General features: G+C 58.5%; 23 protein-coding genes and 1 pseudogene. 14 read left to right on the plus strand and 10 right to left on the minus strand.

Features of this window, described 5'->3' with window-relative positions; all coding sequences use genetic code 11:
• Nucleotides 1–16 precede the first annotated feature (16 nt).
• Nucleotides 17–1,678 carry a mechanosensitive ion channel domain-containing protein gene (locus ACR0MI_RS00820; RefSeq protein ID WP_170610182.1) on the minus strand — a complete coding sequence of 554 codons (1,662 nt, stop codon included), beginning with the start codon at nucleotides 1,676–1,678 and terminating at the stop codon, nucleotides 17–19.
• A 201-nt stretch (nucleotides 1,679–1,879) separates the two neighbouring features.
• Here ACR0MI_RS00820 and yajC point away from each other — a divergent pair, with 201 nt between their 5' ends.
• The 10 genes from yajC (at nucleotide 1,880) to ACR0MI_RS00870 (ending at nucleotide 8,871) form a co-directional block, all read left to right on the plus strand.
• On the plus strand, nucleotides 1,880–2,167 hold the full coding sequence (gene yajC / locus ACR0MI_RS00825) for a preprotein translocase subunit YajC (RefSeq protein WP_170610183.1): 288 nt from the start codon (nucleotides 1,880–1,882) through the stop codon (nucleotides 2,165–2,167).
• A 33-nt stretch (nucleotides 2,168–2,200) separates the two neighbouring features.
• Nucleotides 2,201–3,862: a protein translocase subunit SecD gene (secD, locus tag ACR0MI_RS00830; protein WP_170619143.1), complete on the plus strand. Its 1,662-nt coding sequence runs from the start codon at nucleotides 2,201–2,203 to the stop codon at nucleotides 3,860–3,862.
• A 1-nt stretch (nucleotide 3,863) separates the two neighbouring features.
• Nucleotides 3,864–4,832 (plus strand): protein translocase subunit SecF, encoded by a 969-nt coding sequence (gene secF / locus ACR0MI_RS00835; RefSeq protein WP_170816603.1) that lies wholly within the window; start codon nucleotides 3,864–3,866, stop codon nucleotides 4,830–4,832.
• A complete protein-coding gene (locus tag ACR0MI_RS00840; RefSeq protein ID WP_170610189.1) occupies nucleotides 4,825–5,571 on the plus strand; it encodes a sulfite exporter TauE/SafE family protein in 747 nt (248 codons plus the stop codon). Before secF ends, ACR0MI_RS00840 begins: the two co-directional genes overlap by 8 nt.
• A 9-nt stretch (nucleotides 5,572–5,580) precedes the next feature.
• A complete protein-coding gene (locus ACR0MI_RS00845) occupies nucleotides 5,581–5,934 on the plus strand; it encodes an Mth938-like domain-containing protein (RefSeq protein WP_170610191.1) in 354 nt (117 codons plus the stop codon).
• A 147-nt stretch (nucleotides 5,935–6,081) separates the two neighbouring features.
• Nucleotides 6,082–6,696, plus strand: coding sequence for a heme ABC exporter ATP-binding protein CcmA (ccmA, locus tag ACR0MI_RS00850; protein ID WP_170610193.1), 615 nt, complete (start codon nucleotides 6,082–6,084; stop codon nucleotides 6,694–6,696).
• Complete coding sequence (ccmB, locus tag ACR0MI_RS00855) at nucleotides 6,693–7,349, plus strand: heme exporter protein CcmB (protein ID WP_170610195.1); 657 nt, start codon at nucleotides 6,693–6,695, stop codon at nucleotides 7,347–7,349. Before ccmA ends, ccmB begins: the two co-directional genes overlap by 4 nt.
• 61 nt (nucleotides 7,350–7,410) lie before the next feature.
• Complete coding sequence (locus ACR0MI_RS00860) at nucleotides 7,411–8,184, plus strand: heme ABC transporter permease (RefSeq protein ID WP_170610197.1); 774 nt, start codon at nucleotides 7,411–7,413, stop codon at nucleotides 8,182–8,184.
• Nucleotides 8,181–8,339: a heme exporter protein CcmD gene (ccmD, locus tag ACR0MI_RS00865; protein WP_170610199.1), complete on the plus strand. Its 159-nt coding sequence runs from the start codon at nucleotides 8,181–8,183 to the stop codon at nucleotides 8,337–8,339. The genes ACR0MI_RS00860 and ccmD overlap by 4 nt, the downstream gene beginning before the upstream one ends.
• A complete protein-coding gene (locus ACR0MI_RS00870) occupies nucleotides 8,332–8,871 on the plus strand; it encodes a DsbE family thiol:disulfide interchange protein (RefSeq protein WP_170610201.1) in 540 nt (179 codons plus the stop codon). The genes ccmD and ACR0MI_RS00870 overlap by 8 nt, the downstream gene beginning before the upstream one ends.
• Before the next feature lie 25 nt (nucleotides 8,872–8,896).
• Here ACR0MI_RS00870 and ACR0MI_RS00875 read toward each other — a convergent pair whose 3' ends face one another.
• Together ACR0MI_RS00875 and acnA are read right to left on the minus strand one after the other, a co-directional pair.
• Nucleotides 8,897–9,598 (minus strand): SDR family oxidoreductase, encoded by a 702-nt coding sequence (locus ACR0MI_RS00875; RefSeq protein WP_170610203.1) that lies wholly within the window; start codon nucleotides 9,596–9,598, stop codon nucleotides 8,897–8,899.
• Nucleotides 9,599–9,741: 143 nt separating this feature from the next.
• On the minus strand, nucleotides 9,742–12,432 hold the full coding sequence (gene acnA / locus ACR0MI_RS00880) for an aconitate hydratase AcnA (protein WP_170610205.1): 2,691 nt from the start codon (nucleotides 12,430–12,432) through the stop codon (nucleotides 9,742–9,744).
• A gap of 235 nt (nucleotides 12,433–12,667) precedes the next feature.
• Between acnA and ACR0MI_RS00885 the strand changes: the two genes are divergently transcribed.
• Entirely contained in the window at nucleotides 12,668–13,360 is a 693-nt protein-coding gene (locus tag ACR0MI_RS00885) for a DUF1223 domain-containing protein (RefSeq protein ID WP_480440431.1), read from the plus strand.
• Between the two features lies 1 nt (nucleotide 13,361).
• Here ACR0MI_RS00885 and ACR0MI_RS00890 read toward each other — a convergent pair whose 3' ends face one another.
• The 5 genes and pseudogenes from ACR0MI_RS00890 to purB all read right to left on the minus strand — a co-directional run bounded on the left by ACR0MI_RS00890 (nucleotide 13,362) and on the right by purB (nucleotide 17,761).
• Nucleotides 13,362–14,285 carry a lysophospholipid acyltransferase family protein gene (locus tag ACR0MI_RS00890; RefSeq protein ID WP_170610208.1) on the minus strand — a complete coding sequence of 308 codons (924 nt, stop codon included), beginning with the start codon at nucleotides 14,283–14,285 and terminating at the stop codon, nucleotides 13,362–13,364.
• A 113-nt stretch (nucleotides 14,286–14,398) separates the two neighbouring features.
• Nucleotides 14,399–15,473 (minus strand): annotated as a pseudogene (locus tag ACR0MI_RS00895) (flagellar motor switch protein FliG).
• Nucleotides 15,474–15,541: 68 nt separating this feature from the next.
• Nucleotides 15,542–16,084: a hypothetical protein gene (locus tag ACR0MI_RS00900; protein WP_170610210.1), complete on the minus strand. Its 543-nt coding sequence runs from the start codon at nucleotides 16,082–16,084 to the stop codon at nucleotides 15,542–15,544.
• Nucleotides 16,085–16,186: 102 nt separating this feature from the next.
• On the minus strand, nucleotides 16,187–16,339 hold the full coding sequence (locus ACR0MI_RS00905) for a chitin-binding domain-containing protein (RefSeq protein ID WP_170610212.1): 153 nt from the start codon (nucleotides 16,337–16,339) through the stop codon (nucleotides 16,187–16,189).
• 117 nt (nucleotides 16,340–16,456) lie between these two features.
• Nucleotides 16,457–17,761: an adenylosuccinate lyase gene (gene purB / locus ACR0MI_RS00910; RefSeq protein WP_170610213.1), complete on the minus strand. Its 1,305-nt coding sequence runs from the start codon at nucleotides 17,759–17,761 to the stop codon at nucleotides 16,457–16,459.
• 87 nt (nucleotides 17,762–17,848) lie between these two features.
• Between purB and ACR0MI_RS00915 the strand changes: the two genes are divergently transcribed.
• The 3 genes from ACR0MI_RS00915 to ACR0MI_RS00925 all read left to right on the plus strand — a co-directional run bounded on the left by ACR0MI_RS00915 (nucleotide 17,849) and on the right by ACR0MI_RS00925 (nucleotide 19,220).
• Nucleotides 17,849–18,181 (plus strand): hypothetical protein, encoded by a 333-nt coding sequence (locus tag ACR0MI_RS00915; RefSeq protein WP_480853400.1) that lies wholly within the window; start codon nucleotides 17,849–17,851, stop codon nucleotides 18,179–18,181.
• 144 nt (nucleotides 18,182–18,325) lie between these two features.
• Nucleotides 18,326–18,886: a hypothetical protein gene (locus tag ACR0MI_RS00920; protein WP_170610217.1), complete on the plus strand. Its 561-nt coding sequence runs from the start codon at nucleotides 18,326–18,328 to the stop codon at nucleotides 18,884–18,886.
• Between the two features lie 10 nt (nucleotides 18,887–18,896).
• The gene (locus ACR0MI_RS00925) at nucleotides 18,897–19,220 is read left to right on the plus strand and encodes a hypothetical protein (RefSeq protein WP_170610219.1); all 324 of its coding nucleotides are present in this window, start codon (nucleotides 18,897–18,899) and stop codon (nucleotides 19,218–19,220) included.
• 12 nt (nucleotides 19,221–19,232) lie between these two features.
• On the opposite strand, the gene ACR0MI_RS00930 is transcribed toward ACR0MI_RS00925, so the two are convergent.
• Entirely contained in the window at nucleotides 19,233–20,450 is a 1,218-nt protein-coding gene (locus tag ACR0MI_RS00930; protein ID WP_170610221.1) for a bifunctional alpha/beta hydrolase/OsmC family protein, read from the minus strand.
• A 187-nt stretch (nucleotides 20,451–20,637) separates the two neighbouring features.
• Nucleotides 20,638–21,981 (minus strand): dimethylsulfonioproprionate lyase DddP, encoded by a 1,344-nt coding sequence (dddP, locus tag ACR0MI_RS00935; RefSeq protein WP_480853403.1) that lies wholly within the window; start codon nucleotides 21,979–21,981, stop codon nucleotides 20,638–20,640.
• Between the last annotated feature and the right edge of the window lie 106 nt (nucleotides 21,982–22,087).

The following is a 22,087-nucleotide window of genomic DNA, read 5'->3' on the forward strand; positions in this document are numbered from 1 at the left end:
GGACAAGACGCCCGGACTATTTCTCTTCCTCTTCGGTGACTTCATGCGCCAGATGGCCGTCCCAAGCCTCGGCAGGGATCTTGGGTTCGGGTGGATCGGCCATATAAGAGGGCGTCATGATCTGAACACTGTTTTCGTTGAAAACGGCCACGATATTGCGATGCAGATCCGAGCGGATTTTCGGGATTATGCTGCCGCGTGTGGTGTACCCGTTGATCTGGTAGTTGATCGCGTAATCGGCCAGCGCGGTCCACAGTACAAAGGGGACGGGCTTGGACTTGATCCCTTTGGTACGGTTGGCCGCCTCGATCAGCATCGCCTCGACCTTTTCGGGCGGCTCTTCATAGCCGATGCCGACAGTGGTGTGCAACAACAGGCCGGTGCCATCTGTTTGCTTGGAAAAGTTCACCACATCCGAGTTCATCAACTGCGCGTTCGGGATCGAGATCAGCTCATTCTTGATGGATTTCAGATGCGTCTCCATCAACTTGATCTGCACCACGTCACCGATATGGTCACCAATCTGAATGCGATCCCCGATCGAAGTTGAACGGCGATAAATCACAAACAGGCCAGCAAGCATGTTCGACACGACCGAGTTCGCACCCAGCGACAGCATGGCGCCGACCAGAATGGTCAGCCCCTGAAACGCGGCCGAATCCGAGCCCGGAATGTAGGGCACTGCAAAGACCAGCGCGATCAGGATCACGATGACACGGGCAATGTTGAATGTCGGATTCACCCAGTGCTTTTCGAAATCGCCCATTTCGAAGGACCCGGCCTCGACCGCATCAAAGAACACCCTCATGCCGCGGATGATGTAGACGGTGATCCAGGCGATCAGGCCCAGCATGATCAGATTCGGGATATAGCTGAGGATGCCCTTGAAGATCAGCAGGACGGGTTCCGTCAGATAGGTCAGAAGCAGTTGCGCGAAATACCGGGTTTCGGCAAAGGCCAGAAGGACAAAGGACAGGTAGTAGTAAAAGCCCAGAAAGAAGATGACCAGCAGGATGAAATTCAGGCCGTATCGGATCAGGGCGGCAATCGCTTCGGCCTGAACGCTTTTGGCGGTCGCTGTTTCGACGTCCTTGAGATAGCGCTTGACCAGCTTCAGGGTGCGTCGCCGGATGCGCCGGTGAAGCCACATGATAATGATGACAAACAATGCAAAGCCGACAGTCCAGGCTAATGCCTCGATCGCGCCTGACACGCGCGCCTGGTCCGTCCGGTTCGCACGGTAGTCGACAATCGCCTCTTCTATCGCGTCGCCATGCAGAAGGCTGAGAACGTCCAGTTCCATCTGGTCCAGTTCCGCATCGGCGACGGTAACGATCGAAACTCTGACGCCATCAGCGAAAATGCGTGTACCGAGATCGGTTTTTTCGAAAGTAATGTCGACTTCGGGGTCTTCCGAAGATTCGGCGACTTCGACAATAATCTTCTGAACCTGCTCGGCCCGTTCCGATGCCGGCAATGCGCTTGAGCCGCGCAGAAAGAACAGTGTTTCGCCGTCGACAACCACCGGGGCCTTGAAAACATCCGTGTCATCGGTCTCGGGGGCCAGAATTTCAGGGGGTGCTTCCTGTGTCTGTCCGGCAGTGCACATGGCAAAAGCCAGCAGGGCTGCGATCAGCAAAACTTTTAATGCTTGCAGGTATTTATATAGCTGATTCATTGCGACCCTCACGGCCTGACTATACCCCGCCTGACCGTCGTTCCTAGGGTATATCTGCAACGCTTGGAAACATCTTTCGACACGGTGACACAATCAGGACGGGTTACACCGCCGCCTTTGCTTGCAAACGGACACCTCAAAGCATAGGTTCCCGCCAAATTTGCGGAGCTTGTCCGCGATCCAAAGTAAAAGGAATGTCCCATGGAAGGTGGCGCAATCGCCCAGTTTCTCCCGCTGATCCTGATTTTCGCGATCATGTATTTCCTGCTGATCCGTCCGCAGCAGAAGAAGATGAAGGAACATCAGGCGATGGTCGACGCCGTGCGCCGGGGCGATCAGGTCGTCACCCAGGGCGGGATGATCGGCAAAGTGTCCAAGGTCAAGGAAGGCGAAAACGAGATCGAGGTTGAAATCGCTGAAGGCGTCAAGGTGCGTGTGGTCAAATCGACCATTGCACAGGTTCTGAACAAGACCGAGCCTGCGAAATAACTTCGCGCGACAATCCCTTGAAAAGGCAGGGTAATGCTGCACATTGATACCTGGAAGCGGGTTCTGATCTGGTCGGTCTGTGTGATCGGTCTGCTCATGGCCCTGCCGAATGCGTTCTATACGCGTGTCGAGCAATCGAACGACGCCAAAACCGCCATTGAACTTGGCATTGATACTCCGGAAATGCAGGCCGAGGCCGCCCAGTGGCCAAACTGGCTGCCGTCTTCTCTGGTCAACCTGGGCCTCGATTTGCGCGGTGGCGCGCATCTCTTGGCCGAAGTCCAGACCAGCGATGTCTACGAAGCCCGAATGGAGGCGATGTGGCCGGAAATTCGCGACGCCCTGCGCGATGAACGCGGGACGGTAGGCACCATCCGCAAGCAGCCATCTGCACCGGATGAGATTCGCGTAAGGATCAGCCAGCCCGAGGGCATGTCGCGCGGGCTGGAAGTTGTGCGTGGTCTTGCGCGTCAGGTGCAGACGCTGACCGGTGTTGGGGCGACCGACATCGAAGCGCGCGCCGACGGTGACATGATCGTCGTGCAATTGTCCGAAGCCGAGAAACTGGCATCGGATGACCGGACCGTGCGTCAGGCGCTGGAAATCATCCGTCGCCGTATCGATGAGGTCGGAACACGCGAACCCACCATTCAGCGTCAGGGTGCGGACCGTATTCTGATTCAGGTCCCGGGCGTCGGCAGCGCAGGTGAGTTGAAAGAGATCATCGGAACGACCGCGCAACTGACCTTTAATCCGGTTGTGGGCCGTGGGACCGACCCGGATGCCGTACCGGGTATCGGTGAAAAAGTCGTGCCCTCGCTGGACGAAAGCGAAGTATTCTACACCATCGAATCCGCTCCGGTCGTGACCGGCGAAGAACTGGTGGATGCGCAACCGTCCTTCGACCAGAACGGTCGCCCCGCAGTCAGCTTCCGGTTCAACACCTCGGGTGCGCGCAAGTTCGGCGACTATACCCTCGATAACATCGGCGCACCGTTCGCGATTGTGCTGGATGATGAGGTGATTTCGGCCCCAGTGATCCAATCCCACATTCCGGGCGGGTCCGGTATCATCACCGGCAATTTCACAGTGGAAGAAAGCACCAACCTGGCTGTGCTGCTGCGCGCCGGTGCCCTGCCTGCCGGGCTGGAGTTCCTCGAAGAACGTACCATCGGCCCCGAACTGGGGCAGGACAGCATCGATGCGGGGAAGGTGGCCACCACCGTGGCCTTTGCCGCGGTGCTGGTCTTCATGGCGCTCAGCTATGGCCTTTTCGGAGTGTTCGCTAATATCGCGCTGATCATCAACGTTGGTCTGCTGTTCGGCCTTCTTTCGGTGATCGGTGCAACGCTGACCCTGCCGGGTATTGCGGGCATCGTTCTGACGGTTGGTATGGCAGTCGACGCCAACGTGCTGATTTTTGAGCGCATACGCGAGGAACTGAAATCCGCCAGAGGGCCCTCACGTGCCATTGAACTGGGCTACGAAAAGGCGCTGTCGGCCATTCTGGACGCCAACGTCACTACATTTATCACTGCGACGATCCTGTTCGCCATGGGCAGCGGTCCGGTGCGCGGCTTTGCCATCACTCTGGGTCTGGGCATTCTGACCTCGGTCTTCACCGCGATCTTCGTGACGCGCCTGATGATCGTCATGTGGTTCGAACGCCGCCGCCCCAAAACGATCGAGGTTTGATATGCGACTGAGACTTGTTTCCAAGGAAACCTCGTTCGATTTCTTCAACCGCTGGAAAGTCTGGCTGGGCATTTCGGCTTTGCTGATGATCGTGGGCTTCGCCTCGTTCCTGATCCAGGGCCTGAACTTTGGCATCGACTTTCGCGGCGGCACCACGATCCGGACGCAAAGCGCGCAGGAAATTGATGTGGGCACCTATCGCGATGCCATCGCGCCGCTCGAACTGGGTGACGTGACCATCACCGAGATTTTCGATCCGACTTTCGGCGAAGACGAAAACGTCGCAATGATCCGCATTCAGGCGCAAGCCGATGCCGAAGCCGTTTCCGCTGCAACCGTGACAGCAGTGGAAGGGGCGTTGCAAGCTGCGGTGCCGGATATTCAGTTCGTCTCGGTCGAATCCGTTGGTCCAAAAGTGTCCGGCGAGCTGATCCAGACTGCGGTTATCGCTGTGGCTTTGGCCATCGCTGCGGTGCTTGTCTACATCTGGCTGCGGTTCGAATGGCAGTTTGCCCTAGGCGCAGTGGCCGCGCTGGTACATGACGTGATCCTGACCATCGGTATCTTTTCAGAGCTGCAGATCCGCTTCGACCTGGCCATCATCGCGGCGCTGCTGACCATTGTCGGCTACTCTCTGAACGACACAGTGGTTGTGTTCGACCGGGTGCGCGAGAACCTGCGCAAGTACAAGAAAAAGGACCTCAAAGAGGTTCTGAACCTTTCGATCAACGAAACACTCAGCCGGACGGTGATGACCTCGGTCACCACTCTGCTGGCGCTGATCTCGTTGTATGTACTGGGCGGGGACGTGATCCGCGGCTTTGTCTTTGCGATGATCTGGGGCGTGATCGTGGGCACCTATTCCTCGGTCTTCGTGGCATCGACCATCTTGCTGTGGCTGGGGGTCAAGCGCGACTGGTCCAAGCCGTCAAACACGGCGGGAAACCAGTTCGCGAACATCGATGCCTGAGCTTTCGGGCCAGTCCCCGGCGGGGCTGGCCATTGTTTTGTTCGCGGCTTTTCTGGGCGGTGTCGTACGCGGCTTTTCCGGGTTTGGCACCGCTTTGATCTTTTTGCCCCTGTCTGCGCCATTTCTGGGCCCGTTCGGTGCGCTGATTGCCTTGACAGTCATGGATATTTTCGGTCCGGTCCCGAATCTGCGCCGGGCCTGGGCCTCCGTCGATCGGTCGGATCTTCTGCGGCTGGTCCTTGGTTGTGCGGTGACCTTGCCGATCGGGTTGTGGCTGCTGACGCAGGTGGAACCCGTGGTGTTCCGGTACGCGGTCAGTCTGATCTCACTGTTCATGCTCGCCGTACTTGCCTCTGGCCTGCGCTATCGGGGGCGCGTGCGCCGCGCCATGGTTGCGGGGATCGGAGCCGCCGCTGGTTTCCTTGGTGGTGTCGCAGGGTTGCCGGGTCCTGCTGTCATTCTGTTCTACATGTCGCGCCCGCTGCCGATTGAAGTTGTTCGGGCCACCATTCTGTTGTTCCTCTTTGCCTTTGATTTCCTGTTGCTTGGGATATTGACAGGAATGGGCCGGGTCACCCTGGCGTCGATCGGGCTGGGTCTGGCGCTGGCCGTTCCGAATCTGGCTGGAAACTGGCTGGGAGGTTGGCTTTTCCGGCCCGAGCGCGAGAGGATCTACCGGGCAAGCGCCTATCTGGCGATTGCCGTTGCGGCCTTGTCGGGCTTGCCGCTTTGGGGATAAACACGGGCGATGCGCTTGAACGAGATAACATATAACAGCTCTGCGCCGGTTGACGGCTACGGTCCTGGCTTCTTCCGCATCGGAGGGCAGGTCTACGAAGGGGCTGTTCTAACCGGTCCGACCGGCACCGCCGGTTGGGGCGGCTACGATGATCAGGAGGCTTTGCTGGAGTTGTCCGACGATGTCGATGTGGTCTTCATCGGCACCGGCGCTGAACTGTCTCACATCCCGGCTGGCTTGCGTGTCGCATTGGAGGACGCAGGCCTTGGGGTCGAGATCATGAACTCCCCGGCTGCCTGCCGTACCTATAACGTGCTGCTGTCCGAAGGCCGGCGCGTGGCGCTGGCCCTGATCCCCGTTTGACCGGATCCGCTCTTCATTTGGCCAAAAGTATTCCGGGGAGCGCGAGGGGCTGGCCCCTCGCTCCGCTTCCTTCCTTAAACGCAAAGGCTGTTCTCCTGCGGCAAATCCCGCCTTTTGCGTCTGGCAGCAATAAGATAAGCGGAACTCATGACACTGACCGTTAGCGATCTTGCCGTCACCCGGGGCGGTATCCCTGTTCTCGAAGGACTGAGCTTTGTGCTGGAACCCGGCCGCGCACTGATCCTGCGCGGCCCCAACGGGATTGGAAAAACAACCCTGCTGCGAACGCTGGCCGGGTTGCAACCGCCCTTGGCTGGCCGGATCGAAGGGGCTGAAGACCGGATCGCCTATGCCGCGCATTCGGATGGGTTGAAACCCACCCTGTCAGTGACAGAAAACCTGACTTTCTGGGCTTCGGTTTTTGGCACACCGGACATTCAGCCCGCGCTGGACGCCTTTGACCTGAATGATCTGGCAGACCGCCACGCAGGCAACCTGTCCGCAGGTCAGAAACGTCGTCTGGGTCTGGCCCGAATGCTGGTCACCGGACGCCCGATCTGGATGTTGGACGAACCCACCGTGTCTCTGGATCGCAATGCCGTGCAGATGTTCGCCGATGCGGTGCGGGCACATCTGGGGCAGGGTGGTTCGGCCCTGATCGCCACCCATATCGACCTAGGGCTTGACGGAGAGGTTCTGGATGTCGGTCCCAACAAGGCCAAACCAAAACCCATCGACGATTTTGACGGAGGTTTCCTGTGATCGCCCTTCTTTTGCGCGACTTGAAGCTGGCCTTCCGTGCGGGCGGGGGCTTTGGTCTGGGTTTGGCCTTTTTTCTGATCGTGACCGTTCTGGTACCGTTTTCCGTGGGCCCGCAATCCTCGCTGCTTTCGACGATCGCGCCAGGCGTCCTGTGGCTGGGGGCGCTGTTGGCGTGCCTCTTGTCGCTGGATCGTCTTCTGGCACTGGATTGGGAGGACGGATCACTGGACCTTCTGGCCACCGCGCCACTGCCGCTCGAGGCTGTCGTGACGATCAAGGCGCTGGCCCATTGGCTGACCACCGGCTTGCCGTTGGTCCTGGCCGCGCCGTTTCTGGGCGTGTTGCTGAACCTGCCTGCGCCGGGGTTTTTCTGGTTGGTCATCTCGCTTCTGATCGGCACCCCGGCGATGAGCGTCATCGGCACGTTTGGCGCGGCGCTGACCGTGGGGCTCAAACGTGGCGGACTGCTGCTGTCACTGCTGGTTCTTCCGCTTTATGTGCCGACGCTGATTTTCGGTGCCGAAGTCGCCCGACGCGGCGCGACGGGGATGGAAACACAAACGCCCCTGTTGATGCTGGCCGGGATCACGGCGGCAACCATAGCCCTGCTGCCCTTTGCCAGTGCTGCCGTGCTGCGGATCAATCTGCGGTGAACCGCCACAACTTTGACTGATGTCAATTGAGAACAGACCCGAGTCGGACTAGATAGAGCCCATGTCGATTGCAGCCAAAGCCAACGCCCTCTGGGAATATGCCAACCCGCGCAAGTTTCTTGCCACCAGTGAACGTGTGCTGCCGTTCTTCTGGTTCACCTCGACGGTTTGCATTGTCGTCGGCCTGATCTGGGGGTTTTTCTTTACCCCTGACGACTACAAACAGGGCTCGACCGTCAAGATCATCTATCTGCATGTGCCCGCCGCTTTGATGGCGATCAATTGCTGGCTGATGATGCTGGCGACATCGCTGGTCTGGCTGGTGCGGCGCCATCATGTCAGCGCGCTGGCTGCGCGGGCTGCGGCACCGGTCGGAATAGTCATGACACTGATCGCACTGGCAACCGGCGCGATCTGGGGGCAGCCGATGTGGGGAACATGGTGGGCCTGGGATCCGCGCCTGACCTCGTTCCTGATCCTGTTCCTGTTCTATCTGGGCTATGTCGCGCTGTGGGAGGCGATTGAGGACCCTGATACAGCGGCCGACCTGACATCGGTGTTGTGTCTGGTGGGGTCGGTCTTTGCGATCCTCAGCCGCTATGCGGTGAATTTCTGGAATCAGGGTCTGCATCAGGGTGCATCGGTGATGCGCGCTGCAGCTGTGACCGGGGCGGATACCGAAGAGAAGGTCAGCAACATCTATTTCTACCCGCTGCTTTTGTGCATCGTTGGCTTTGTCCTTCTGTTCATCGCGCTGGTGCTGTATCGCGCCGGCACGGAAATCCGGGCGCGCCGGATCAAGGCGCTGCTGGCACGGGAAAGGGTGGGCGGATGATCCCCGATCTTGGTAAATATGCGGATACGGTTTTGTCGGCCTATGCGGCCTCGATTGTCCTTTTGGTTGCGCTGGTCGTGTTCAGCGTGCTGCGCGGACGCAAGGTGCGCGCCGAAATGGAAAAAATCGAACAGAGGATGACGCGCAATGGCTAAGATCTCGCCACTTATGATCGCGCCGCCGCTGATCTTTGGCGCGTTTGCCGTTTTGGCGGGAATCGGGATGTTCCGCGACGACCCCAATGCATTGCCCTCGGCCCGGGAAGGCCAGACCGCGCCGCCCGTCGTCATGACCGAGTTCCCCGGCAAATCCGGCTTCGACGATGCAACCCTGCGCGACGGAGAGGTCAAGCTGGTCAACTACTGGGCCAGCTGGTGCGCCCCGTGCCGGGCCGAACACCCGAATCTGGAGGCTCTGGCGCAGGAAGGCATTCCGATCTACGGCATCAATTACAAAGACCCGTTGGGTAATGCCGAAGCTTTTCTGACCGAACTGGGCGATCCCTACGCTGGGATCGGACGGGATGAGCAGGGGCGTATGGGGTTGGACTGGGGCGTCTACGGCGTACCTGAGACCTATGTGATTGACGGCGAGGGCACCATCATTCTGCGCCATGCCGGGCCAATCACCCAGCGTGTCATCGCAAGCACGATCCGCCCTGCACTGGAGAAGGCGGCAGTGCAATAGGCTGGTAAGCTTGGGCCGACTGCATTCAAAGGCGATACCCGCCTGAGACCGTCAGAACCTCTCCGGTTATGAAGGATGCCGCGTCGGAACACAGAAATCGCACGGCCCCGGCAATATCGCTTGGGGTTCCGGCGCGTCCCAGCGCGGTGTCCTTGACGAATAACTCGGTCAGGTCATCCGGACGTGGTGCCTCGGGGATGTTGATCGCACCCGGCGCGACCGCATTGACGCGAACTCCGGCCGGCCCAAGCTCTTTCGCCATGGCGCGGGTCCAGAGGTTCAGCGCCGCTTTGCTGGCCCCATAGGTGACCGCGTCACGTGGTGGTAGTACCGAATTGACCGAAGATATGCTGACGAGGGCCGCCCCCGGATGAAGGTGCGGCAGGGCCGCTGCCAGCAATGCGGCCGGAACCAGAAGGTTCAGATCCAGGATCGCCCGATGGTCTTCCGCTTCAAAATGCTCTTTCGGAGTTGAGGCAACCAGACCGGCGTTGTTCACGACCACATCCAACTGGCCAAAATGATCCAGAACTTGTGCTATGACAGCTTCTGGCTGCTCCTTTTGCGTCAGGTCAGACCGTATTGACAGCAGGTTGTGGTTCGCTTTCAACTGCGTCGGCTCAGTGGAGCGCCATGTGAATGCGACCCGGTGATCTTTTTCCAGTTCCTCGACAATCGCCCGCCCAATTCCCCGTGCGCCGCCCGTAACCAATGCCACTTTTTTCATCTGCTTCTCCTGCCCACACCAGAACGGGGTTAGGGGCAAAAGGCAACTTCTTCTGTTTGAAAATACCCTGTAGAGCGAGGCAATGCCGCGCAAGAAAAAGGCGCCCGAAAGGGCGCCCCTCAAAAAGCTATATCTGGTCCGGCTCAGCCAGCTTTGGCTAGGTTCCGCAACACATAGTGCAGCACGCCGCCGTTCTCGATGTATTCGATCTCGGGCGCGGTATCGATGCGGCACTTGAGGGTGATGGTCTTCTCGGATCCGTCACCATAGACGATGGTACAGGGAACCTCTTGCAGCGGCTGGATGGTATCCAGACCGTGGATCGAAACCGTTTCATCCCCCTTCAGACCCAGCGATCTACGAGTATCGCCACCGGTAAACTCGAACGGGATAACGCCCATGCCAACCAGGTTCGAACGGTGAATACGCTCGAAGCTTTCAGCGATCACGGCCTTGACGCCCAGCAGGGCCGTGCCTTTGGCCGCCCAGTCACGCGAAGACCCCGCGCCGTACTGCTCGCCGCCAAAGACGACAAGCGGAACGCCCTGTTCCTGATAAGCCATCGACGCCTCGTAGACCGAGGTCTGTTCGCCATCAGGGCCTTTGGTATAGCCGCCTTCGACGCCGTCCAGCATCTCGTTTTTGACGCGGATGTTGGCAAAAGTGCCGCGCATCATGACCTCGTGGTTGCCGCGGCGCGACCCGTACGAGTTGAACTCGCGCGGCTGAACCTGACGGTCCGTCAGATACTTGCCGGCCGGAGTTGTCGTCGCAAAGGAACCTGCAGGCGAGATGTGGTCGGTGGTGATCATGTCACCCAGGATCAGTAGAACCTTGGCGCCATCGATATTCGAGATCGTGCCAGGCTCGGACCCCATGCCCTGGAAGTAGGGCGGGTTCTGAATGTAGGTCGAGGTCGGAGGCCAGTCATAGGTCTCCGCATCGGTGGTCTCGACCGACTGCCATTTCTCGTCGCCCTTGAAGACGTCGGCGTATTTCGACTGGAACGCCTCGCGGGTCACGGTCTGTTCGACCAGTTCCGCAACTTCCTGCTGGGTCGGCCAGATGTCTTTCATGAAGACGTCATTGCCGTCCTTGTCCTGACCAATCGGCTCGGACGTCAGGTCGATATCCATCGTGCCGGCCAGCGCGTAAACGACAACCAGCGGCGGTGAGGCCAGATAGTTGGCACGTACGTCAGGCGAGATACGGCCTTCGAAGTTCCGGTTGCCCGACAGGACCGACGTGGCAACCAGATCGCCCTCGGCAATCGCATCGGACAGCTCTTTCTGTATGGGACCCGAGTTGCCGATACAGGTGGTGCAGCCGTAACCGACAAGGTTGAAGCCGATCTGGTCCAGATCTTCCTGCAAGCCGGCGGCCTCAAGATAGGCCGACACAACCTGCGAACCCGGTGCCAGCGAGGTTTTGACCCACGGCTTGCGGTCCAGACCCAGCGCAGCGGCTTTGCGTGCCACCAGACCCGCGCCAATCATCACGTATGGGTTCGAGGTGTTGGTGCACGAGGTGATCGAGGCGATTACGACCTTACCCGATTCCATGGTGTAGTCTTCGCCTTTGACGGCGACTTCCTTGCCCATGGGGCGCTTGAACGTCTCGGCCATTTCCTTGGTGAAAGCGGCCTTGGCGTTGGTCAGTGCGACATAGTCCTGCGGGCGTTTCGGGCCCGAGATCGCGGGAACGATGGTGCCCATGTCCAGCGACAGGGTGTCGGTGTAGATCGGCGCATAGTTCTCATCGCGCCAGAAACCGTTTTCTTTGGCGTAGGCTTCAACCAGTGCGATGCGATCTTCGTCACGGCCGGTGTTGCGCAGGTAGCGCAGCGTTTCACCGTCGATCGGGAAGAAACCACAGGTCGCGCCGTATTCCGGCGCCATGTTGGCGATGGTCGCACGGTCGGCCAGCGGCAGACGGTCCAGACCCTCGCCGTAGAACTCGACGAATTTGCCCACGACGCCTTTTTCACGCAGCATTTCCACGACCTTCAGAACAAGGTCGGTCCCGGTGGTGCCTTCGACCAGATCGCCGGTCAGTTCAAAGCCGATGACTTCGGGGATCAGCATCGAGATCGGCTGACCCAGCATTGCGGCCTCGGCCTCGATCCCGCCTACGCCCCAACCCAGAACGGCCATGCCGTTGACCATTGTGGTGTGGCTGTCAGTTCCGACAAGCGTGTCGGGGTAGGCGACTTCATCCCCATTCTGGTCGGTGTCGGTCCAGACGGTCTGCGCCAGATACTCCAGGTTCACCTGGTGGCAGATACCGGTTCCGGGGGGCACAACGCGGAAGTTGTTGAAGGCCGACTGTCCCCACTTCAAGAACTGATACCGTTCCATGTTCCGCTCATATTCGCGGTCGACATTCATCTGGAACGCGCGCGGGTTGCCGAATTCGTCAATCATCACCGAGTGGTCGATGACCAGATCAACCGGGTTCAGCGGATTGATCTTCTGAGCATCGCCGCCCAGTCCCTTGATGCCGTCGCGCATCGCGGCAAGGTCGACCACGGCAGGAACGCCGGTGAAGTCCTGCATCAGGACGCGGGCCGGACGATAGGCGATCTCGCGCGGGTTCTTGCCGCCCTTGGCGCCCCATTCGGCAAAAGCCTTGATGTCGTCGACCGAGACCGAAAAGCCGGCATCTTCGAACCGCAACATGTTTTCCAGCACAACTTTCAGCGCGGCGGGAAGCTTGGAAAAATCGCCCAGACCGGCCTCTTGCGCGGCGGGGATCGAGTAATAGGAAATGGACTTGCCATTCACGCTCAGGCTGCGGCGTGTTTTGGCGGTATCCTGTCCGACTTTGATGGGCATCTAATGGCCTCCCTCTCAAAATGACGTGGATTATGGGATTCGCTGAGGGGTATCTGCATCACGTTTAGCCTTGGTTCAAGGTCCAACACGACAAGTGCGGCAATTTTTGTATACCATTGCACACATTTTTTATAATTTGGGTGTCACAGGTCTCAAGAAACCTTGATTGGCGGTTGATCTTTGAACGGTCTAAACCTGTCTGGCAACCGACCAAACCGAGGCCGCCATGTTCAGAATGACTATCTTTTCAACGCTTACGTCATTGCTACTGGCGGCACCGGTTCTGGCTGAAAACGATCCCGTCGTTGTAGAACTTTTCACCTCTCAAGGCTGTTCATCCTGCCCGCCTGCGGATCGAATCCTGCATGATCTGGTCAAGCGCGACGACGTCATCGGGCTGGCGCTACACGTCGACTACTGGGACTACATCGGCTGGAAGGACGAATTCGCCGATCCCGATCATACCACGCGCCAACGTGCCTATGCCCGTCAGGGCGGGCGGTCGATGATCTATACGCCGCAGATGGTGATAAACGGCCAACAGGACATTGTTGGCGCGCAATTGCGGGAACTTAACCGTTTGATTGATGCGCATCTCAAAGCCGCCCCTAAGGCTTCGGTCAATACCAGCCGGTCTGGAAACGACGTCGTTGTGGATGTGACACCCGTCGATTTACCGGTGGGCGAAACGTATGACGTGCGTGTCGTTCAGTATTCTCCGATGCGACACGCTTCAATCCGCAGGGGCGAGTTGGCGGGACACGAACTGGACTACGCCAATGTTGTCGAATCCTGGCAGAGCGCCGGGCAGTGGGACGGGGTCGCGCCACAGCGGTTTTCGACGGTGTTGACCTCGGATCTTCCTGCGGTTGTGCTGGTGCAGAAAACGGGGCACGGGCCCATCGTTGCTGCAGCTAAGGCAGAATGAATTAGGGCATATCTTCCGGCTGAACCCCCAACCCGTTCCATGTTTTCCAGCGGCGGTGAATCCAGAACCACTGACCCATGTGTTTGCGAACCACGGCTTCCAGATCATCATTGGTGAACTGGGTCATGGTTTTGGCGTCAGTATGCGGAACAGGATCATGCAGAATGATCTCGAAATCGATCCCGTTCGGCTGGCGCACTGCATAGCACGGGATCAGCACGGCGCCATATTTGATCGCCAGTTCCGCATTCAAAACCGAGGTGACGGCCGGTTTGCCGAAAAAAGTCAGTTCTTCTCCGCCATGGGCGTGCAGGTCGGACACGATGGCGATGATCCCGCCTTTTTTGAGCGAACGAACCATTTCGACCATGCCCCGACGACCCTGTTCGAACATGGGCTCACCGGTTTTGTAGAAAGCTTCAACGTATATGTCATTGAAATACGGGTTGGCCATTCGGCGATACAGGCACCCGATGGGTTTGCCGCTGCGGTTCTGCAGCGCAATCCGGGCCGCGAGGTAGTGTCCGAAATGCGCGGTAATCATCATGACCGGTTTGCCTTCGGCCACGGCGGCATCAAAAGCAGCGATGCCGGTACCCGAAATTTTGGCATCCTTCTGCCGCTCGGAAAAGCCTTCGGGTGAAAAATGCTCCATGATCGCCCGGCCCGCATTGTCGGGAACGGCGCTGCAAATGCGGCGAACCTCGGCATCGGGCAGATCGGGGCATGTGAGTTTGAGATTGCGGCGCACGCGGTTTGTGAAGCCAACAATCGGCGACAGGCCGCGCACAATGGCACCCATTGCCGCAATGCGCCGCTCGTACGGCAATAGCCGCATCGTACCGATTACAGCTTTGAGGAAAAGGCTGGTGATGTAGTATTTACCAAGCTCAAAGCGGCTCAGTTCCGACTTTTCGACGGGCATGTAGGTGTCTCACCGGATATTCGATTTGCGGGCTCAGACATACAGGTCAGAAACCGCAACCACAAGCGTTCAGCAATTCCAGAAGGATCACCATTGCGTTCCGGCGTGTAGCATTATTGTCCATCGCCTTCTTCTTCGATCAAGGTGATGGCTCCTTCATCCACCAGTGCGCGAATGACACCGACAATCTGCGCCATCGCGTCGTCCGCATCCTTTTGCCTGACCTTGCCCCGTTCACCCATTTCCTCGCGCAGATTTTCCGCCATGCGCGTAGAAATGTTGGAAAGCAGGAATTCGACCGAAGCCCTGTCTTCATCCGCGATTGCGCCCGCCAAAGCGGTCACTAGCACGGGTTGATCGATACCGCGCAGTGATGCGGGTTGATATGTGAGCAAAGGTAAAGATGGACTGGCGTACCACACTGGCAAAGTCGGAATCCTCTTCATCCAGCGCGGTCAGCAACCCGTCCCGGGTTGTTGCGGCTGACTGGTTCAGGATTGCACCGACGCGGGCGCCGGGGTGGTCCGCAAAGGCCGGTGCAGGGCGCTGATCCAGTTGGGCGGCCAGCGACCATCCAATCCGCTCAACCGCTTCGGGCGTGATGTTGGCCGTTTTGGATACGGCATAGGTTATGCGGCGGGCCACGGGGCCTGGAAGGTGACCAAGCAGTTCTGCGGCCTTGGGCTTATCAAGCTTGGACAACATCACGGCGGCAATTTCGGTGCTTTCCGCCTGTGCCATACTGGCCAGATCTTCGATAGGTATTTCACGAAGGCGCAGCCACGGGTCGCCGATCTGACGCGCGCCGGCAACCTTTCGCAATCGCGCTGCCGTTGCCGGTGTAATTTTGCCGTTGACGGCATCCAGAGCGCCTGCCAGCCCGTGCGGGAAGGCCAAGCCGACGCCTTCAAGCGCGCGCGTGAATTCCCGAGCGACCGCATCAAGCGTGACGCGGTCCACCAGACCCATCTGTCCCAGCTGATGGGTCAGTTTCTCCTGCAAGGCGTCCGGGAGTTCTTCTAAGGGAATGTCGGCGCCCTCGTTCAGAAGAAGCCGAACGATAACGGCGGCTTTTTGCCGGTTGCTGAGCTGTCGGGGCACAACACGCGCCGCGTCTTCTTCTTCCCCTTCGATCACCGGCGTCGAAGCAGCCGGAGATATATGTACCAGAGCTTTGGCGTCTTGCATCTGCCCGCGGTCCCAAATTGCGATTTCACGAGCAGATTACGAAGCAACAGGTAAATTTACCCTGAACCTCAGTAGCTGTAGGTCAGCCCGGTGCGGATTGCATCGCGCAGAGAGGTCTCGGCCCATGTGCCTTCGCCGCCCCGTGCCTTGATCTCGCGCCACTGTGCTATGGCTAGATCGGTTTTCCCTTCTGCAACAAAACCCTGCGCCATATAGCTACGGGCAAGGATGTTGTCCGGGTTGGCGGAGATAGCGTTTTGATAAAAAACGTTGGCCAGTTCCAGTTCGCCCATCTTGCGGTAGGTAAAGCCCCAATAGGTCATGACGCGGTCGTCATTCTGATCCATCACGCGCAATATCGCCTGGGCGTTTTCATACTGGCCATCGTAAGCCAGTTCCCGAACTGCATCATAAAGCTGATCTTCGGTGAAATTGGTTTTGTTCGGTTTGACACAGCGACCGGCCGTCTCGTCATACACGCGCCCGAACAGGCATTTCTTCGTCGTGTTCGTCGGCTTTGGGGGGCTGCTGTCGCCACCACCTGCTGCAAACGCGGCGGGAGCGAGCACAAAAGCCTGAAGGGCAAGTGCTGAAGCTAGTACGAGGCGCATATTCCTACTCCGTTTTCAAAGGAACTTGTCAAAAGCATAGCGTGATCTTCAGAAAAGCTAACAATTGACTGATCGCTTTTATTCACAAGCAGGAAAGATTTTTCAGCTATTGACGATTTTGGTGCAGCTTTGTGTCTCGGTGTCCCAGATTGTGCCGGGTGCGCAGGACTGGGTCTGATTGGTATGATTGCTGCAGGCGAGTGCGACCGATGCAACGCAGGAAAATGTCAACGCGCAGAGAATGGTTCGAAACATTGGACTCTCCCATCCGGAAAATGCACCTGCAGGATAACCCAATTCCGTCAATCTGGCAAAAAACAAGACCCGGATCGGGGAAGCGACCCGGGTCCTGAAAGAAATCAAACGTCTGCGCTATTCACCAAAGACGCGGGCGAAAATCGTGTCCACGTGTTTGGTGTGATAGCCAAGGTCGAATTTCTCTTCGATTTCCTCGACGCTCAATGCGGCGGTGACGTCGGCGTCTGCCAGCAGCTCTTCTTTGAAATCGGTGCGGTGTTCCCAGACTTTCAGTGCGTTGCGCTGAACCATGGCATAGGCGTCCTCGCGGCTGACGCCAGCTTGTGTCAGCGCCAGCAGCACCCGCTGGCTCATCACAAGGCCGGGGAACTTGTTCATGTTTTCGATCATGTTCTCGGGGAAGATCAGCATCTTGTCGATCACGCCTGTCAGTCGTGCCAGCGCAAAGTCCAGCGTGATTGTCGCATCCGGTCCGATCATGCGTTCGACCGAAGAATGCGAGATATCCCGCTCGTGCCAGAGCGCCACGTTTTCCATAGCCGGGATCACGGCCGCGCGCACCATGCGCGCCAGCCCGGTCAGGTTCTCGGTCAGGACCGGGTTCTTCTTGTGCGGCATGGCCGAGGAGCCTTTTTGACCCATCGAGAAGAACTCAGCCCCCTCCAACACCTCGGTCCGCTGCATGTGGCGGATTTCGATGGCGATATTTTCGATGCTGCTGGCGATGACGCCCAGGGTGGCAAAGAACGCCGCGTGACGGTCGCGGGGGATGACTTGGGTGCTGATTGGCTCGGGGACCAGACCCAGTTGATCGCAGACATGCTCCTCGACGCGCGGGTCGATATTGGCGAAGGTGCCGACCGCGCCGCTGATCGCGCCCGTGGCAATCTCGGCGCGCGCATCGCGCATCCGGGACAGGTTGCGGTCCATCTCGGCGTAGAAACGCGCGAATGTCAGGCCCATGGTTGTCGGCTCGGCGTGGATGCCGTGGCTGCGACCGATGCGGACAGTGTCCCTGTGTTCGATTGCGCGACGTTTTAGGGCGGCCAGCAGACCTTCGAGGTCGGCGACCAGAATATCTGCGGCGCGAGTCAGTTGCACGTTGAAACACGTGTCCAGCACGTCCGAGCTGGTCATGCCCTGATGGACAAAGCGGGCCTCATCGCTGCCGACATGTTCTGCCAGATGGGTCAGAAAGGCGATGACGTCATGTTTTGTGACGGCTTCGATCTCGTCGATGCGGGCCACGTCGAATTCCACGTCCTTGGCTTTCCAGACGGCTTCGGCGTTTTCGCGCGGGACCACCCCCAGATCGGCCATGGCGTCACAGGCATGCGCCTCAATCTCGTACCAGATGCGGAACTTGGTCTCGGGCGACCAGATGGCAACCATGTCAGGGCGGGAATAACGGGGAATCATTGGCGGCTGCACCTTTTTGTGTTTGGGATGAGGCGTTGCGCGGGGTTTAGCCGTGCATGCATTAGGGAACAAGGTGCGAGTGCCGAGATGAGACGGTTTGCCCTGATTTTGATGCTGTGGCCCGGATTTCTGGCCGCAGAGGAGTTCCGCCAGTTGTCGGGCAACGAGATACTTGTCGCCTTGACCGGCAAGAAGCTCGATTATGGAGAAGGAGCCTGGCAGAGTTTCGACGCCAATATGCTGACCCAGTATTTTTCGGGCAGGCCCAGTTCGGGCCGCTGGAATGTGCGTGACGACAGGTACTGTTCGCTTTGGCCGCCTTCGGATTTGTGGGCGTGTTACGACGTTCAGGTAAGCGGGCAGAGGGTGCGTTTTGTCGATGACAATGGCGGCGTGACGGATGGGACTTGCGTTGATTGAAGATATGGGTTGGTCAAGTAACTGAGCGCTGCATATTGAAGACCGTTGCCGCCCGGTTTCCCGAACCATGCGCGCCCTGATGCTGGACAAGTACCGTTTTGGTGGGCCAAGCTGCGTGAAGTGAAACCAACAGGTTATTGAGATATGCGTATTATTTTGAATTCCGCACTGGCTACCTGTGCGGGGATGTGGTTGGCATGCATCCCACCCGCATCGGCGGACACACCGGTCACCTATACCGACGACGGGCGCGCGCTGTTCCGATTTGACGTTCCCGATTTCTGGACACTTCGCACTGGCGGAATTCGGGAAATCGAAGATACGCAACTTGGCGATCCGCGTGCTGTGGCCCGGGTCATGGGGATGCGTCCAGTCACTGACGATAATGTCTGGATGGGTTTTGTGTCGCCGAACGGTGTCAAAAGCATCGCTGACGGGCTGCGTTATCTGGAAGATATCGACAAGTTTCTGGTCAAGGAGCCGACGGTCACAAGTACCAGTGACAGGCGCATCGGCGGTTTGCCCGCACGTGTGATCCGCGGGACAGGCAACAGGGATGGCAGGGGGGTGAACTTTACCGCCACTGTGATCGATCTGCCGCGTGACCGGGTTGCGATCGTCGTCGCAATCCTGCGCAACGGAGCGGATCCGGCCTATGCCGATACACTGAATGCCGTTTTCGCGTCATTCCAGCCTGCGCGGTAAGGAGGTTCAGATGACAAGAAGATTTATCAAACCCTCGGTTCTGGCGCTGGGGCTTGGGGCATCCAGCCTTCTGCTGACGGCATGCGACGGTGTCTCGGTTGGTGTCGGGGTCGGATATGGATATGACCCGTTTTACGACTCGATGCTGTGGAACGACTACTACCACGACGTGGATGTCGATATTGACGTGAACAGGCCAGTCAGACCTGATCGACCGAACCGACCCGGCGGGCAACCACCGACACGTCCAAGGCCACCCGTGGCGAAGCCGCCGGTGACCCGGCCTCCGGCCGCCCGGCCGCCGATTCACCGGCCGGCTCCCCGCCGACGGTAATCAACGGGGCGTTCAGGTCGGAAGCAATTCGGTTGTTATGTGGACGGACGCTTCCAAAGTTCTGTGCACGGGGCATTTGTCGGCGATTTCCATAAGCCGGGTGCGTTGGTCCTGCGTCAGCGGGCCTTCCAGCCGGATTTTTCTGCGGAACAGGTCAACCTTGCCTTCCGTGACAAGCCCGGCATCCTGCGCATGAACCTTGTCGTGGCAGACATCGACGCTGACATGGGTCAGCGGCCAGTTCTTGCGCCGCGCATACATGCGGATCGTCATGGACGTGCACGCACCCAGGCCGGATGAGACGAAACCATAGGGCGACATGCCCCGATCCGTACCCCCGTACGAGGCTGGCTCATCCGCGACCGCGTGGTGACGAGGGCCAGCCTGAATATCCTGCAAGAAGCCGGATGGGTCGGCCTCGATCACCCGCACCACACCTTCCGGCGCGCCGGGCGGCGGTGCGGGCGGACACAAGGGTACGTAACGTCCAACCCAGGCCGAGATTACATCGGCGGCGTATTCGGCATCGGAGGCCCGCGTAATTAGGTGATCGGCATCATCGAGGGTGACAAAGCTTTTGGGATGTTTGGCGGCCTGGAAAATCGCACCGGCATTGTCGATGCTCACCGTTTCGTCACGTGGGGCATGCAGGATCAGAAGTGCAGCCTTCAAATCACCGATGGCCGGGGTCAAAGCCGATTCAGATATGTCATCCACAAAGGCTTTTCCGATCCGAAACGGCCGCCCGCCCAGCAGGACCTCGGCCGAACCGTCCTGTTCGATTTCCGGCAACGCGGCTTCGAAATGGTGGGACACGTGCCCGGGATCGGCCGGTGCGCCAAGAGTGACAACAGCCTTGACCGAGGGAATGCCCGCACGTGCCCGCAGAACAGCGGCCCCGCCCAGCGAATGCCCGATCAGCAGGGCAGGAGCCATGTCACGCCCTTCCAGATAAGTCGCCGCCGCGATCAGATCTTCAACATTTGACGAAAAAGTCGTGTTTGCAAACTCGCCTCCAGAATGTCCCAGACCCGTAAAATCAAAACGCAGCACGGCAATGCCCATGACCGCCAGGCGCGCAGAAATGCGCCGCGCGGCAGGGATGTCTTTGGAACAGGTAAAGCAGTGCGCAAAAAGGGCTGTTGCCAAAACCGGCCCGTCGGGCAGGTCAAGGCGGGCTGCCAGTTGGCTGCCATCGTGCCCGGAAAATGTAATGCGTTCGGTTGGCATAAGGAACTCCTTGGTCGTTGGCTTCACAGTGGGCACAGCGACGCCTTATCTCAACCCGCCTGACATGTGCCTCACGCGGAGGTGACAGGAATTCCCTAGTTCTTCTTATGCCAAAAGCATCCGTGAAGGCACGAGAGGGAGAACCTCTCGCAGAATGCCAGGTGACGCGATCTGGTTGGAAGGTGACCTAAGCCAAACCCATCAGGGCTGGATCAAAGGGATATTTCGTCAGGTTCTCATATCCGTCCTCGGTGATCAGAACCTGATCCTCAAGCTTGATCGAAAAGTCGCCGCCGAGTTCTCCGACCGCTGCCTCGACACACAGAACCATGCCCGGTTCAAGCGGGTAGTCGTAGGCACCCGCAACCGCCTGATCCGGATAGGCAACCAGAGGCCATTCATCGCACAGGCCCACGCCATGCATCAGGCAGCCGTATTTCTGGGCCTGGAACTTGTCGTCCAGCCTATGAGCATTGGCCGTCAATTCGGGGATCGTGACGCCGGGCTTCAGCATTTCCATGTTGGTCATGATATGCTCATGCGCGTGCTGCATGGCATAGATCATGTCGGCGCGCGGCTTTTCGTCGCCGATCCACCAGGTACGGGAAATGTCGATGCAGATCCCGTAGGAACCGATCAGGTCCGTGTCAAAGGCAATAATTTCGTTCTTTCGGGTAATTCGGGGGCCACATTCCTGAAACCAGGGGTTTGTTCGCTGGCCCGAGGCAAGCAGGCGCGTTTCAATCCATTCGCCGCCGCGCCGGATGTTTTCGGCGTGCAAGACAGCCCAGACATCATCTTCCGAGGTCTTGCCGTCACCAACATTGGCGCGGGCGAACTTTTCCATCTCGCCAACAGCGGTTTCACAGGCGTGATTGGCGCAGCGCATGGCGAGGATTTCGTCGGGACCTTTGATAGCGCGGGTCTTTTCGGTGACCTCTTCGCCTTCCATGATCTCAAATCCCTGCGCCTCAAGTGCGCGCAGCCCGTGCAGCATGATCTTGTCCACTGCCAGTCGTTTGTTGCCGCCGCTGTGTTCGTCGATCAGAAGGCGCACCTCGTTTGAGAAAACATCGGCGGCCACGTCCACCTTGTCACCGCGGTCGAAATAAAACAGATCAGCGCCCGAACGCTGTTCACGCACCAGTGGATTGAACTTGGACAGAAAGGGAGAATTCTTGTAGTCCCAGATCACCATATAGCCGTCGGCGCATAAGAGAACCGCGCGAAAGGGGTTATGTGTATTCCACAGCTGCATGTTGGTGCTATCGGTGGCGTATCGGATGTTCAGCGGATCGAACATCAGCAACCCGCCGTATCCGCGATCAACGATAGATTGGGTCAGCCGTTTCCACCGATATTCCCGCATCCGGGCCAGATCGGGAAGAACCAGACCCGCTTGTTCCCATTCTGCAAACGCCAATTGGGTCGGGCCGATTTCTATGCGGTCGTTTTCGTTTGGCGTACCGTCACCCAGCGTTGCCCCCTTGGTCGGGTCGATCTTGCGGGTGTCCCGGTAATGCTGATTCATGGCTTCGCTCCCTTTTGGCCCGGCAAAGATGGTCGTACCGTCCCATGCCGTCTTAGTAGTTTGCGACCCATGTTCAGTCGCTTTTGGACCGACAATAGCAAAATAC

This window comes from Ruegeria sp. D4 (assembly GCF_056534475.1).